This window comes from Brakhagea baltica, from assembly GCF_052161605.1.
Lineage (GTDB): Bacteria > Planctomycetota > Planctomycetia > Pirellulales > Pirellulaceae > JBKCUI01.
This window is the reverse complement of the sequence record NZ_CP197409.1, coordinates 2,301,475-2,315,382: the sequence shown is the minus strand read 5'-3', so window position 1 is coordinate 2,315,382 and position 13,908 is coordinate 2,301,475. Positions and strand designations below refer to the sequence as shown.

The 13,908-nt window shown below is 52.8% G+C and carries 11 protein-coding genes; 4 read left to right on the top strand and 7 right to left on the bottom strand.

Going from position 1 to position 13,908, the window contains the following annotated elements:
- Positions 1 to 24: 24 nt before the first annotated feature.
- Positions 25 to 1,587 carry a GMC family oxidoreductase gene (locus tag SH449x_RS08480; protein ID WP_482380903.1) on the bottom strand — a complete coding sequence of 521 codons (1,563 nt, stop codon included), beginning with the start codon at positions 1,585 to 1,587 and terminating at the stop codon, positions 25 to 27.
- 51 nt (positions 1,588 to 1,638) lie between these two features.
- On the opposite strand from SH449x_RS08480, the gene SH449x_RS08475 reads away from it, so the two are divergent.
- Positions 1,639 to 2,964 carry a metal ABC transporter permease gene (locus SH449x_RS08475; protein WP_482380902.1) on the top strand — a complete coding sequence of 442 codons (1,326 nt, stop codon included), beginning with the start codon at positions 1,639 to 1,641 and terminating at the stop codon, positions 2,962 to 2,964.
- Positions 2,965 to 2,979: 15 nt separating this feature from the next.
- Complete coding sequence (locus tag SH449x_RS08470; RefSeq protein WP_482380901.1) at positions 2,980 to 3,918, top strand: proline racemase family protein; 939 nt, start codon at positions 2,980 to 2,982, stop codon at positions 3,916 to 3,918.
- On the opposite strand, the gene SH449x_RS08465 is transcribed toward SH449x_RS08470, so the two are convergent.
- The 3 genes from SH449x_RS08465 to SH449x_RS08455 form a co-directional block, all read right to left on the bottom strand.
- Positions 3,895 to 4,470, bottom strand: a complete 576-nt coding sequence (locus SH449x_RS08465; protein ID WP_482380900.1) for a methylated-DNA--[protein]-cysteine S-methyltransferase — start codon at positions 4,468 to 4,470, stop codon at positions 3,895 to 3,897. The two genes, SH449x_RS08470 and SH449x_RS08465, sit on opposite strands and share 24 nt — an antisense overlap.
- Before the next feature lie 45 nt (positions 4,471 to 4,515).
- The gene (locus SH449x_RS08460; RefSeq protein ID WP_482380899.1) at positions 4,516 to 5,451 is read right to left on the bottom strand and encodes a hypothetical protein; all 936 of its coding nucleotides are present in this window, start codon (positions 5,449 to 5,451) and stop codon (positions 4,516 to 4,518) included.
- A gap of 357 nt (positions 5,452 to 5,808) precedes the next feature.
- Entirely contained in the window at positions 5,809 to 6,765 is a 957-nt protein-coding gene (locus tag SH449x_RS08455; protein ID WP_482380898.1) for a hypothetical protein, read from the bottom strand.
- Between the two features lie 408 nt (positions 6,766 to 7,173).
- Here SH449x_RS08455 and fae point away from each other — a divergent pair, with 408 nt between their 5' ends.
- Positions 7,174 to 7,671: a formaldehyde-activating enzyme gene (gene fae, locus SH449x_RS08450; protein WP_482380897.1), complete on the top strand. Its 498-nt coding sequence runs from the start codon at positions 7,174 to 7,176 to the stop codon at positions 7,669 to 7,671.
- A gap of 383 nt (positions 7,672 to 8,054) precedes the next feature.
- On the opposite strand, the gene SH449x_RS08445 is transcribed toward fae, so the two are convergent.
- From SH449x_RS08445 to SH449x_RS08435, 3 genes are all read right to left on the bottom strand, one after another.
- Positions 8,055 to 9,548 carry a DUF1501 domain-containing protein gene (locus SH449x_RS08445; protein ID WP_482381816.1) on the bottom strand — a complete coding sequence of 498 codons (1,494 nt, stop codon included), beginning with the start codon at positions 9,546 to 9,548 and terminating at the stop codon, positions 8,055 to 8,057.
- An 18-nt stretch (positions 9,549 to 9,566) separates the two neighbouring features.
- Positions 9,567 to 12,422 (bottom strand): PSD1 and planctomycete cytochrome C domain-containing protein, encoded by a 2,856-nt coding sequence (locus tag SH449x_RS08440; RefSeq protein ID WP_482380896.1) that lies wholly within the window; start codon positions 12,420 to 12,422, stop codon positions 9,567 to 9,569.
- A 113-nt stretch (positions 12,423 to 12,535) separates the two neighbouring features.
- Positions 12,536 to 12,793: a hypothetical protein gene (locus tag SH449x_RS08435; protein WP_482380895.1), complete on the bottom strand. Its 258-nt coding sequence runs from the start codon at positions 12,791 to 12,793 to the stop codon at positions 12,536 to 12,538.
- A 72-nt stretch (positions 12,794 to 12,865) separates the two neighbouring features.
- Here SH449x_RS08435 and SH449x_RS08430 point away from each other — a divergent pair, with 72 nt between their 5' ends.
- Entirely contained in the window at positions 12,866 to 13,804 is a 939-nt protein-coding gene (locus tag SH449x_RS08430) for a lysophospholipid acyltransferase family protein (protein WP_482380894.1), read from the top strand.
- The last annotated feature ends 104 nt before the right edge of the window (positions 13,805 to 13,908 follow it).

Here is a 13,908-nt window from a genome sequence, read left to right as displayed (position 1 = left end):
TACCCGGGAGTTTCTCAATTTGGTTTAGGTTGCGATTGTGCGAGGCAGCATCTTGGCGAGCAGCATTACGGCGAGTTGTGGATTGCCTGAGGGTTGTGTGGGGAGGCTGGAGGCGTCGCACACATACAGCCGCTCGCAGCCTCGGACCTCGAAGTTTGCATTGCAAACCGATGCGGAATCTGCACCGATAGCGGCTGTGCCGATGTAGTGGTAAATGGTTGTTGCGAGCCTTTGAACCATTGCCTGCACCGATCGATCGTCCTGGCGTTTGGACCCTGGTAAGAGCTCATCATTGATCATTGATTGTAATGGACCTGCCTGGACCCATTGCCTAGTCCACTGGGTCGCTGCAACGAACTCCGATAAATCAGACTCTACGATCAGATACATCGGATCGATCGTGAAGGAGCCGTCTTTTTCCCATCGTATTTCACCTCGACTTTTCGGATGCAACATGGTCACGCCGATGCTCATCGCGTTAGTGCTCGGATGCTTGGTCGGATATTCTAGATAGTGAGTTGGCGTGATGTGCCACTGCACGCTGGGAGGAGCATTGCTTTTGGCCGGTTCCAAGGAATAGGCTCCTTGTTCGTCGGCCCAAAGGAATGCACCGAGCTCAGCGATGTTCGATGCGAGGGGTCCCTCGCCTGAACGCAGCCACGTACGATTCTCATCGGCACAAAATCGACTGGGTAACGATTCTTCGGATGTTGAGTAGGTTATAGGGAAAACCAAGTGATCACATAGTTGTTTTCCTACCCAAGGAGAGTCGACGATTAAATTGCGATGAGGCAGGATTGCAGACTTGGGACCGATTCCGCTCTTCATAAGGATGGTCGGGGTTTTTAGTGCACCTGCGCATAGGACCACAGCCTTGTTCGCTCGAATTGCTTCGGAGCTCGACCCGTTTGACGCTGATACCTCGACTCCCACTGCCCGAGAACCAGAGAATTGCACAGAGTTTACTTTCGCACCTCGCAGCATGGAGATCGATGCAGAGTTACGGAATTCGCCTAGAGCACGCCAGATCGATTCCCGTCTTCCATGCCGAACCAATCGTGCGTAGGGGAATAAGGACTCGGGTATAGGAGCCTGGGAGCATCGATCTAGGATCTGACGCGACAAAGGGTGCAGGGTTGGTTTATGGTCGATATGTGTTTTTAAGGATTCCAAAAGTTCGTCAAGCAAATCGTTGGTTCGTTCGGGATCCCAAGAGTCCCCCAGAAGCTGATGCCAATGACGGAGATCCTCATCGCCGGGACGAACGACAATCGTGGCGTTGATCAACGACGAGCCTCCTAGTCCTTTCCCGGAGGGGAGGAGAATCGATCGTCCGCCCAGTTTGACTTGGGGGGCAGATCGATCCCGGTAAGAAAGATCTGGGCTATCAAAGAGGTGGGGGTAGAGCACCGGACGGCGACTTTGATAGTGCCCGGCTTTAGAGCCAGCCTCGATGAGCAGAACGGTACCAGATTGTCCGCGGGAAAGCTCGGTCGCAAGAACACAGCCAGCGGAACCAGCTCCCACGATGATGTAGTCAAAAGCCGAAGTGCTGATGGAGTCGGCAGAGCCTGCTTTTCGTTGCATCGTGACAGAATGAAATAGACGAATGGGAAAGCTTTGGCGTATATTGGTGTCATGTTCGACTATAACACGCGACTTGTCATGATCAGCTCTACCCTTTTGGGCATAATTGCCGGCGTGGTAGGAGTGTATCTTTTGTTGCGGCGAAAATCTCTGATCGCAGACACCATCTGCCATGCGGCTCTTCCTGGCCTTGCGGCATCATTTCTGGTGCAGATCGTGTGGGGTGGGAATGGCCGCAGTTTGCTCGGGTTATTGCTGGGGGCGAGTCTTTCGGGAGCTTCGAGTGTTTTCGCTGTTTCGCTTCTGGGTAGATTAACCAAGCTTAAGCCAGATGCGATTTTGGGAATCGTCTTAAGTGTTTTTTTTGGGATGGGGATGGTGCTTTTTAGCGTCATTCAGCAGATTCCGGACCAGATGGGAGCGGGGTTAGAAACCTATGTCCTCGGCAAATCGGCTTCCATCATTCAGTCCGATCTTCAGATGATTATTGCCGCTTCCTTGTTTGTAACCGGTTTGGTTTGGCTAACGAGAAAGGAGTTGCAGATTCTCTGCTTTGATCCTTTATTCACGTCGGCGGCGGGGTGGCCAGCAGGACGGATCGATGCCATGTTGCTGGGCGCGGTATTGGTGGTGGTCATCGTGGGAGCTTCGGTCGTGGGGGTGATATTAGTGGTTGCATTGATGGTGACCCCTCCCGTTGCTGCAAGGTTTTGGACCAACCGGCTCAATCCAACTATCGGTATCAGCGCGTTGATCGGCGGCATATCAGGTATGGCGGGAACGCTGGTCAGTTTGTATGGCGAACGCCTGCCAACTGGTCCTTGTATCGTTCTGGTCGCAACAATTTGCTTCGTTTTCAGCCTCTTTCTAGGGCTGGAAAAGGGTATCGCATGGCGATTTTGGACAGCGAGAAGACGTCGAGCCACCAGTGATATTGAGCACGTACTCAGGTCGGTTTATGAACTCCTCGAAACGCGTGGCAGCCCGCCGCAGCAGCACGGGCAGAATCGATCCGCTCCTGTAGACTTGGCCTCTCTGAAACAAATGAGGACTTGGGAGAAGACTCGTTTACAGACCGTTGTTCGCAGGTTGGAGAAACGGGGGTGGGTGACGCGAAACCTTGCGGGAGATTTGATTCTGACTGCGAGTGGCATTCAAGAGTCTTTAAAGTCGGTTCGGCGACATCGTTTGTTAGAAGTTTATTTCTCCAATTTAGCGGTTCTTTCACCTGCTGCACTTGACCGCGGAGCAGACGCCTTGGAACACGACTTGGACGACGATATGCTAGCCGAGCTGGAACGAGAGTTTTTGGCTCAAGGTCAAGCGATTGAGCTTCCTGAAAGCGTTCATCCTATTTCTGCAACCAACTCTAACTAATCAGTTGTTTCCTAAATGCAAATGGATTCCTTTTTGGCGATTGATTCCCACACGGCTGGCGAGCCAACCCGAGTCGTTGTGGAAAACGGACCTCATTGGACGGGGCAAACGGTACAGGAACGATTGGTTGAGGCCAAAGAGCGATTCGACGGATATCGTCGTGCACTGGTCAACGAGCCGCGCGGATCGGAGGTTATGGTGGGTGCCCATTTGGTACCCCCCAACGATCCGGAATGCACTGCCGGGGTGATTTTCTTTAACAACGTCGGATATCTCGGCATGTGTGGGCATGGCATGATCGGAGTCGTAGAAACGCTGCGACACCTCGGAAGACTCACTCCCGGCTACTGGAAATTCGAAACGGTAGCGGGAGTTGTGACGACACATCTTTTAGAAGATGGGCGGGTCGAGATCGAGAATGTCCCGAGCTACAGGACTCACGCCTCGGTTCCGCTCACCACGAAAAACTACGGCGTCATCCAGGCCGACATTGCTTATGGTGGGAATTGGTTCTGCTTAGCCAAGTCAGAGTTGATGAACCATCCTAAACCGGACAAGTCCGAGCTACTGAAGTTAACGCACGAGTTGGTGGTAGCCTCGCATGAGTACGAACCACGCGTGGATCATGCCGAGCTATTTGGCAAGCCGCTGCACGCGGGATCAAACTCTCGTAACTTTGTGCTTTGCCCTGGGGCGATGTACGACCGTTCTCCGTGCGGTACAGGAACGAGTGCCAAGCTCGCTTGCCTGGCAGCTTCGGGAGAACTGGAGGAGGGGACCGATTGGGTGCAAGAAGGAATATTGGGGATTCCGTTCGTCGGCCGCTTTCGCTGGTTGGACAAAACAAAAGGAGAGATTTCGCCTACCATCGTTGGGCGCGCGTACGTGAATGCGGAGACAAAAGTGATCTTGAGAGAAGAAGATCCATTTCTATGGGGAATCGCAGAAGGCTAGGGCTTGCTGAATCGCTGGTTTCGATCCGCCTGCTTGCTCCCAACTCAACAACCAGCGTTTTTTATCCAAGCCTCCAGCGTAACCGGTCAAACCACCCGACTTGCCAATGATCCGGTGACAAGGCAACACGATTGACAACGGGTTTCTGCCAATGGCGGCCCCCACAGCGCGGGTCGCCCGCGGTTTGCCGATTTGCGTCGCTATTTGGGCGTAGGATGCGGTCTTGCCAAAGGGGACCTTCAACAATTCTAGCCATACCGAACGCTGGAACGGGGTTCCGAGGAGGTTCATCTCGATCTGAAATTCTGTCCTGCAACCTGCAAAGTACTCGGTCAATTGGGTCTCCAATTGGCAAAGCACGTCTGGGACTGCCGATTGTCTTGAGAGTAAATTGGTTTGTGGAGCGTCGTTGGGAAAGTACTGTTGTTGGTTCAGGAACACCCCGGTCACCTTGTCTCCGTGGCTTCTAAGCAACAAGGGACCGATCGGAGATTCCATCCACTGCCAAGCTTGTCGTTTCACAGCGGCGGGCAAATCCTTTTCCATTGGCATTTTCGACAAACTCCTTTGCCAGTCACCGGATTGATCAATGATCCACTACCAATCGGATTCGAATGGTTTCGTGATCCATATGATGGTCGCCAAAAGTGATGCACAGATAACGAACGCCCAAAAGATCCGAACCCACTGTCGGCATTCCCGTGTGTACACGATATCGAAGAACCATACCATCGTCGGTAGGAACATCACTAGGCCGATGAGCCATTGCGGTAATCGATCCATCGAAAAACGATCAGCGATGAACAAGGTTGGAACGGCTGCGGCGACGAAAGGAATCATGAGCAGGCTGAGGTGCCATAACCCAAACGCCTCGCTCTTGGCTGGCCTGAAGACGGAACAGCAGGTTGCCCCGAAGACAATGGCAGCCGAGCTGGTTATCCAAAGGCTCAGGCTCAGGTAGCTTTGGGCTGCGTAGGCAGAAATGCACCCCATTTGACCAGCCAGGATCAACAGAGCCCATCGGGAGCAGCCAGATGCTACCATGTTGTCCATGGATGCTAGGTTTGCGGTGATGGCTACCACCCCGACCACCATCCATACGAAAAGGACATTCCAGGTCCAGTAGTTCCCGCGAGCTTGATCCGATAAACACAACGCCATAAAGAGTACCGCTAGGAAGATACTCACGGGCCATGTCAGTTGCGAATACTTGCTCGGTGCAGAAACAAGAGAACGGAGCAAAGCGATTGCTCCGAATCCGATGGGCACTAGGAACACCAGATACTCCCAACGGTAACTATTGGACCAATTCAACCACTCCTGAGGCTGGTCTAGAATCCCTCGTCGCGCTAGATCTGCGGCCCAAATTCCCACGCTCAGAAATAATGCACCTGGTAGAAGCCTGGAGAAGCTCTGCCAGAAAAACGGGGGCTCCCAGTCGTCTCCTTTGGGAGCCGACACAATAAGCCAACTGCCCAGAAATGAGAGAACGAATGGTATTACAATTTGCTGGATTAAGATCTGTTGTTCCATAAGAATCAGGAGGTGCACATCGAGGTAGGAGGGAGCGAACGAATTCTTCCTTATTGCATTCTAATCGCCCCATTAGAGCATGGACTAAGGATCGAGCTCACCGTTACGAAAGTTTAGCAAGTATTGTCGCTAACGACGAAGGGTTCGGGACGAAAAGACACGGGAAACATCGTTTGAGATGAACAGACCGACGGAGCGGTCAGCGACAATGTCGCGGATCGCTCCGCCGATCCGATTCGCCGCACCCCAGTTATCCCCAAATCTAATATTGCCACAAAGCCGTGAACGGATACGAAAAAAGCCACCCCAAATTGGATGGCTCTGTATAGATTTCAAGAAGCAAGAATCTTCCTGTGGTTAGCGATCATCACTCGAGGACTGCTCACCCACCGAGACATACTCACCGGTCTGACCGGGAGAGTGATATCGATCAGCATTTTCCTCTTCCATTTTGATCGCTGCAGCGTTGGCGTAGCTTACCAAGCGGACCGCACCTTGGACTTCGAGTGGGTTAAAGAAAAGTTCCACACCTCCGAAGTGATTGACCGAGCGAGCTTTGTTGAGCAATTCCGGCCAGCTCAGTTCGTTGGCAACGTGCCATGCTGCCGCCTGAGCCACTTTCTGGTCGACTTGACGGTTGGCCAGGGCCAAGCAGATTTGCTCCACAACGGGGGAGGGATTTACTTCGTTCAATCGAACGATTTTATATTTCATCTTAGGTGTCGGGTCATCTTTTCCATGTTCTAGGCAAAGCATTGGGACATTGACTTTCTTTGGTCGGTCTGGCTCCACACGCATCATCCCTCCCATGCCCATGCCGCCCATGCCGCCGCCCATTCCACCCATACCGCCCATTCCACCCATGCCGCCGCCCATTCCTCCAAAGCCGCCCCCCATACCTTGGCCACCCATTCCTCCCATGCCACCACCCATTCCTCCCATTCCACCGCCCATTCCTCCCATTCCACCCATACCCATGCCTCCCATGCCCATGCCACCCATTTGGGCAAGAACGGGTACAGCACCGAAGGTGGCGGGAAGTTGGATGTCGAGCGAATCGCCGGTTTGGTTCTTGAAGATAATGTTGGCTTCTTTGGAGCTCTTGCCAATGTACTCGACCGTCACCAGACCATCTTCCATGGCTTGGAACATTTCTACGCTGCGTACAGTCTTCGCCTTTTCCTTGCCTTTCGACGGTTTCGTGGCAACCGGCTTGCCTTCTGGCTGAGTCTCTTTCGAGTCTTGACAATAGCCCGCAGCAGCGGTGGAAACGGAAAAGACTAGGGTTAACAGATGAGTGATGCTTCGCTTCATAATCGAGTCCTAATGGGATTTCTGTTTCGCGGAACGGGTAAGGCAGTCAGCCAAGGCCGATCGACCTGGAATACATCCCCAGATAACATCGGCTATCCGATTTCCCTGAAGGTCCATCGGATGCTGCTTTCTCTGCAGCACGATATTGACGTCGCAACTATTGTGCCAAATACCTCACGACAATGCGAACTCTATCCAGGGTACCTAGTCGGGGCGGAAATTCCACTGTTTTGGGGAAAGAATCGGGGGGAGATTTCCAATTTTGGGATCAAAAGATGCCATTTACCGGGTGATTGGGGGGCTGGCTGTGATTGCAGAAAAGTTGCAGTTTGATACCTTTTCGTGTTCACAATCGCGACGTTTATGCGAAGTTCAGATAGTTCCCCCCCACAAAGTAGGATCCCCACTATGTCCATGTACATCGGAGAAGCACTGGTCGGCGAAGGCAATGAGATCGCCCACATCGACTTGATGATCGGCAGCAAAGAAGGCCCAGTAGGTGTCGCGTTCGCGAACGCTTTGGCCAACCAGAGCGCTGGTCACACCAATCTCTTGGCAGTTCTCTCGCCGAACGTTGCTGTTAAGCCCAGCACGGTTATGATTACCAAGGTGACCATCAAGGGAATGAAGCAAGCGGTCCAAATGTTCGGACCTGCACAATACGCCGTTGCTAAAGCAGTCGCGGACAGTGTCGCCGCTGGAGTGATTCCAGCCGATCAAGCAGAGAGCTTGGTCATCGTTTGCGGTGTGTTCATTCACCCAGCTGCTAACGACGACAAGAAGATCTACGAGTTCAACTACGAAGCGACCAAGGATGCGATTGCTAACGCTATGAAGGGGCTCCCAACAGCTCAGCAAATGGTCGCGCAAAAGGATTCCGTTTCCCACCCGTTCGCTGGATTCTAATTGGCCAAAGCTCTTTGAGGCCCTTGAAATCCTCGATTCCTCGTCTTCAACCGTTAACGATACGGCTCCACTGACCTAGTGTCAGTGGACCGATGACTAATCAGCTAGCGCCGCGACAACGCTCGCCGCGTTTTTCGCTCCCATTGAGCTTGCCTCAATGGAGCGTATGACTCGCTGGCTGGAGGAACCGTCGACGCCGCGAAGTCTTCATCTTTCAACTTTCCCCTTCACATTTCAAACTTCCTTCGCTCCCTCCGAGTAAACTCTCCGGTGAGGCGGGGGCATTGAGGGCACCGTTTGCTAGCCGGTTAGGCAATACCGTTTGCTAGCCGGTTAGGCAATACCGCTTGCTAGCCGGTTAGGCAATACCGCTTGCTAGCCGGTTAGGCAATAAGGTCTCGAAGAACGTGGCCGTGGACATCGGTGAGCCGCCTTTCGATCCCGTTGTGGTAATACGAAAGCCGCTCATGGTCTAAACCGAGCAAATGTAAAATCGTAGCATGGAAATCGTAAACGGTGCTCACGTTCTCGACCGCACGATATCCAAACTCATCCGTCGCTCCGTAGGTGTAGGGCGCCTTGACGCCAGCTCCCGCCATCCAGACGGTGAACCCCTCGGGATTGTGGTCCCGCCCCTGGGCGCCGGCTTGAAAAGTCGGCATTCGACCGAATTCGGTGCACCAAACGACTAGGGTATGCTCCAGTAAGCCTCGTCGCTTTAGATCGCGAAGCAAGGCGGCAGTGGGCTGATCGAATACCTCGCCATGCAGCGCATACTGATCCCGAAGTATCTTGTGGCCATCCCAGTTGCTCGTCCCCTCTCCGCCAACTTGGTAGGCACCGTTGAACAACTGGACGAACCGAACGCCACTCTCAATCAACCTGCGCGCTAAAATACAATTCTTTGCATAGGCGGCTTTGATCCCGAGGTTAGGGGTTCCTCGGCTATTCGCTCCATACTCCTCTAGCGTCTCTGCGGTTTCGGTCGAAAGGTCACTGATCTGCGGAACGGACAGCTGCATACGTGCTGCTAGTTCATAACTCGAGATTCGAGCTGCCAGTTCGCTGTCGCCAGGGAAGTTGCGCTGTTGGTGACGATTGAGCTCCGCTAAAAATTCGCGAGTTGCTCTATCCGTGTCTTCGGCGAATCGCGCAGGTCGTGCGAGATTCTGAACGGGAGAGGTCGCATTAAACGCTGTTCCCTGAAACGCCGCAGGCAGGAACCCTGGATTCCAACAATTGGGCCCTGATTGAGGTATCCCACGAGGATCAGGAATCGCAACGAAACTCGGCAGATCATCATTCTCACTGCCGAGAGCGTACGTGGCCCAAGCCCCCATGCTCGGAAACCCATCCAGCGTGAATCCGGTATTCATAAAGTTTTCACCCGGTCCATGTGTATTCGTTTTGCCTGTCATCGAATGGATGAAGCACAGGTCATCAGCCAAATCCCCCAGTTGCGGCAATAAGCTCGAGATCATTTTTCCCGACTGCCCGCGTGGGGTGAATTCCCACGGACTCTTTTGCAACGTCCCCTGTCCGCCTTGAAACGTAATCAGCTTCTCAGACCCTGGCATCGGCTTGTCATGCTGTGCAATCAACTCTGGCTTGTAATCAAATGTGTCGAGCTGACTGCAAGCCCCTGCACAAAAAATCATAAGGACCTGTTTGGCTTTGGGTTCAAAATGCGGCTTTCTCGCCCGAGACGGATGACTAGAGTCAATGACAGGCCTGATGGGCCCGCGTCCATCGCTCGCCAAAGCGATACTATCACGGCAAAGCAATTGCCAAAGCGCCATACCTCCAAGACTTCCGAGTCCTTGATGCAGCACCGTTCGGCGTGTTAGAGCCAACGGATCAACCTTTTGCGAAGACATCATGGCGAGCCTCTCTCGTTAGAACACGTATAGAAATTCATTGGCATTGCACAATGCACGACAAAAAGAAAGCAGCCCATTCTCTTCGACGAAACGGAGAGAGGTTTCTAATTCCCAGGCATCGGGCTTGCGGTTAAAAAGCAGCTCGAAGGCTAGGGAAATCTTTTCCTCTGGCGAGCCCCCGTGGTTGGTCGCCTCTCGCTCCAGCCTTGCTGCCAACGCCTCTGATTGCATCAGAACGAAAGGGCTATTAAATAAATTGAGAGACTGCAATGGTGTCGTCGATTGCCCCCTGCGAGGAACAACCTGATCGCCGCTTGGACAATCAAATGCACCGAAGACACTGTCTTGCTCCTGCCGGACTCGAGTAAGATAGACCATTCGACGGAAATCTTCGGGCAAAAACTCTTCTTTGGGAAAGTAACGGTAAACGTTATCTTGCTCGACACGTTGAAGAAAAAAGCCTGGGCCTCCCATCTTAGGATTGAGGTTTCCTGTTGCAGTAAGCAAGCTATCTCGGATGGCTTCTGCTTCCAATCGCCTCGGTGGAAATCGCCATAACAACCTCGACTGGGCATCTAGTTGCATCCCCAATTCCTGTGGCTTGGAAGATTGCTGAAAGGCTCGGGATAGAAATAACATGCGATGAATGCTCTTCAATGACCACTGGCGGTCGATTAGCTCTGATGCCAAAAAGTCTAGCAATTCGGGGTGCGATGGAATGCCGCCATTTATGCCAAAGTCGCTTGGAGTATCGACCAATCCGGTTCCGAAGGTGTAGTGCCATAAGCGGTTTACTATCACACGGGCAGTAAGAGGATTGTTGGGATCGATGATCCACCTGGCTAATTCCTTTCTTCGAGATTGTTCAGAGGTATCCTCCGGTAACTCAAAGCCGTTCAATTTGGATATGCCCCCTGGAACCACTGACTCTCGCTTTTGCATCGGATCGCCTCGATGCAAGCGGTGGGTCGGTTCGGGTTGCGCGAAGCTACCGAGCCAGAAGTTTTCTCCGCTCGTTACGTTCTCGATGTTTTTGCGAAGAGATCTTTGCCTCACCTCCAACGCTCGATACTCCGCTCGCTCCTCATCCGTTAGGGCCTCGAGTTGTGGTTCTGCGGAGGAGCGAGGCGCTCGGTCACGACTCGAAGCAATGGTGAACCATTCCGTGCTGCCAGCTCGCGCCTCGATAATGTACTCGGTTATGACTCTATCTCCAAAGCGACCAGACTGATCGCGTCCCCAGACCATACTGACGATCGAACGAGGCTCGGAAAATTGAATCTCGACGACACCACCGTTCACTTCGTTCGATATCCAACTAAATTCGTTGCCATGCCTGCCGTCATTAATATGTTCCTGCTTGTGGATAGCATAGCCTGGCAAGGTGCTTGATACGGTTGCGACGCTTCCACTGCTCGCCAAGGCGACGTTTTGGCCCAGTTCATCGTAAATCTCCCACTCATCAATGCACGGTTCTGCATTCTGGCTGGCTAGGATTTTGAAGCGGACTCGCTCCGTTTGGATCGCTGGAAATTCTTCCACATTTCGGGTCGAACTGACCGCAGGGCGCAGGTCACCGCTACCGCTGCGGGCCTTGCTTTTTTGAATCAGTTGGGTCAATTGCTCGGAAAGGGCCCTATCTTGTTCTTTCCATTCTGCAAGCTGTCGTTCTTCGGGCGATGTGGTTGGCTTGGTAATCGTCCTTTCCCCAAACTGCACGCCCGCCACCAGAGCTTGAAGGGCATAAAAATCCTTTTGACTTATCGGGTCGAACTTGTGATCATGGCACCGGGCGCAGCCTGTTGTTAATCCCAGAAACGAGGTGCCGATGGTGTTCACCAAATCGGTTAGCTCATCTTGCCTCTGCATAAGCGTCAGGCTGATGTCAGGACTTTTCACGAGGTCGTACGTGCCTGCTACAAGAAACCCGGTCGCGTGATCCACCCCCAACGCATCACCAGCGATTTGCTCCGAGATGAATTGATCGTAAGGCTTGTCGTCGTTGAAAGCTTGAATCACATAGTCGCGGTATGGCCATGCGTTGTAGCGAACTCGGTTGGTTTCAAAACCATGAGACTCGGCGAATCGAATGACGTCGAACCAGTGTCTCGCCATACGTTCACCGTAGCGAGGATCGGCGAGAACCCTATCCACTAGATGTTCCACTGCATAAGGATCCAAGTCCTCGACGAACTGTTGCACATCCTCTTGTGATGGTGGAACACCGAGTGCGACGAGAAACAATCTGCGAATGAATCTTGATTTCGATTCCGGAGGAGAGAAAGTCAACTGATGTTCGCTGAGGGCACGCTCCAGTAGTTTGTCGACCGCATGTTCTCCCATCGGAGATGTCGGCTTAGCAATGGGGGTAAAGCTCCAGGGGAGAGGTCTTTCAGCCAATCGCTCGTCGTCGGGACCTAGTGCCCCCTGATCAATCCATTGGCGGAGAATTTCGATCGCGTCCGGTGGTATCCTGCTGCCATCGGGTGGCATTTCCAACTCGGGATCCGTATGGGAGACAACGTCAATCAGGCGACTGTCGATGCTACGATTCGGGATGATCATCGTACCGCTGCTGCCACCAGCGAGAATCGTGCTCCGCAGATCTAGCCGCAGATCTGAAGTCTGATTCTCCTTGCCATGGCATTCCGTGCAATACTGAACAAAGAGAGGCTGAACATCGCGCTCGAAATCGATCTTTCGATCGACGGTAACCGATTGGGCCAGAATCTGGCTGGAGCCCCATGAACAGAGGCAATGCAAGACCGCTACTGTCCCGACTAACGCAAAAACGCGAGCGGATCTGGGAAAGGGAATCCATGAGTTCTGGGGAAATATTAATGGATTGTCAGCGCGAGGCCGAGTCAACATTTTTTTGTGGCCCAATACGGTGAGGAAAACAGAGTCCGTGGTGTGAATAGACTCAGGAAGGTCCCCGTATTGTAACCTCGCTCCCCGGGTAAGTGTGGGGCGACTTAGCCCTTTTACCCTTTGGCGTATCCGAGGCTATAAATCACGCTCAAAAGCTCATCGGTGGTGACATAACGTCGGCGATTCTGGACCTTGTAGGAATCAATCGCTTCGGCCAGCTCCCTGCCCGCTTCGGACAACCCGTTATAAGAATTCCCAAACTGGCGGCGCTCTTGCCCATTGCTGGATTCCGAGCGAGCTTGTCTCCGGTCAACGAAGGGTGCATTGCCAAAGGTTAAGCCTGAAGTGGTATTCTGTTGAATAGAAGACATACATTACTCGCCAGAGAATCGGAATCGTAGGTTTTGACTTCATGGAACAGTACGTCATCATTTTGTCGAGCAATGTGTAATCTTGTGGTTGGTGGCGTCTTCTCGAAAGCATGGGTACCGCTTATAACGTTCGTGCTGATTTTTCTCACGGTCGGGTTACTTTATTACCAAGGGTTCGTTACAGGAACGGTTATGGCAGACGGCTCGGCTGTTGCATTTTTGGCTGCGGCAGGTATCGCGTACCTCGGTGTGTTTGCGTACTTGCTGACAAGAAAAGGACGTTACTCCGTCGTGGAGCGGATCATTTACGCTCCGGTTTACGTTTTATGCCGAGTTTTGTGGAGAGTCGAGATAAGCTGGGATCCCGCGTGGGGCGATCCGAGCAATGAGCGAATGCTACGTGACAGAATCGTGGGTGGCGCGGTGCTCATCGCAAACCACCGAGCTTCGGTCGATCCATTTTTTGTACAGTTAGCAGCAGGGGGCCGCGTTCATTGGATGGTCGCTGGTGAGTATTTCAAGCATTTTTTGTTCGGGCCGCTACTGAGGTCCTATCAGGCAATTCCCACCAATCGGGGCGGATTCGATAATGCTTCAACCAAACGAGCGATTCGGCTCGCGTCTGAGGGAGGCTTGGTCGGGATGTTTCCAGAGGGACGAATCAATCGAACGGCTGCACCCATGCTATCGATTCGACCTGGAGCTGCCATGGTGGCTGCAAGGGCCGGAGTCCCTTTGATTCCCATTTGGATCGTGGGTGCACCGTCTGGCAATCAGGTTTACAGTGCACTTTTTCGAGCAGCCCATGTTAAGGTTATCGTTGGTTGCCCTTGCAATGCTCCGAGCAACCTAGCTCGTGACGAACAACTCCTTGACGAAGGAAAATCCAATAAACTCAGCCGGACCGAAACCTGCGACTGGATCACCAGTACGATAAGGCAGGCCATGTCGCTCGCTCAGATTGAGAGCGAATCGGTCGAAGTAGCTGGCAAGGACTGGGTTGCAACCTAGAGTGGGATTTTGGAAGTGACTAAACTAATCTGCTCCACAAGTCCCAATCGGTACCAAGACTCTTATCCTGATCGATAAGTCCTAACAACTGTCATTATTTTAAA

What these genes read in the sequence shown, in the direction of transcription:
- SH449x_RS08480 (WP_482380903.1), bottom strand. Translation starts at nt 1,587, where the DNA reads ATGCAACGAAAAGCAGGCTCTGCCGACTCCATCAGCACTTCGGCTTTT.
- SH449x_RS08470 (WP_482380901.1), top strand. Translation starts at nt 2,980, where the DNA reads ATGCAAATGGATTCCTTTTTGGCGATTGATTCCCACACGGCTGGCGAG.
- SH449x_RS08435 (WP_482380895.1), bottom strand. Translation starts at nt 12,793, where the DNA reads ATGTCTTCTATTCAACAGAATACCACTTCAGGCTTAACCTTTGGCAAT.
- SH449x_RS08465 (WP_482380900.1), bottom strand. Translation starts at nt 4,470, where the DNA reads ATGCCAATGGAAAAGGATTTGCCCGCCGCTGTGAAACGACAAGCTTGG.
- SH449x_RS08460 (WP_482380899.1), bottom strand. Translation starts at nt 5,451, where the DNA reads ATGGAACAACAGATCTTAATCCAGCAAATTGTAATACCATTCGTTCTC.
- SH449x_RS08440 (WP_482380896.1), bottom strand. Translation starts at nt 12,422, where the DNA reads ATGTTGACTCGGCCTCGCGCTGACAATCCATTAATATTTCCCCAGAAC.
- SH449x_RS08430 (WP_482380894.1), top strand. Translation starts at nt 12,866, where the DNA reads ATGTGTAATCTTGTGGTTGGTGGCGTCTTCTCGAAAGCATGGGTACCG.
- SH449x_RS08445 (WP_482381816.1), bottom strand. Translation starts at nt 9,548, where the DNA reads ATGTCTTCGCAAAAGGTTGATCCGTTGGCTCTAACACGCCGAACGGTG.
- SH449x_RS08475 (WP_482380902.1), top strand. Translation starts at nt 1,639, where the DNA reads ATGTTCGACTATAACACGCGACTTGTCATGATCAGCTCTACCCTTTTG.
- fae (WP_482380897.1), top strand. Translation starts at nt 7,174, where the DNA reads ATGTCCATGTACATCGGAGAAGCACTGGTCGGCGAAGGCAATGAGATC.
- SH449x_RS08455 (WP_482380898.1), bottom strand. Translation starts at nt 6,765, where the DNA reads ATGAAGCGAAGCATCACTCATCTGTTAACCCTAGTCTTTTCCGTTTCC.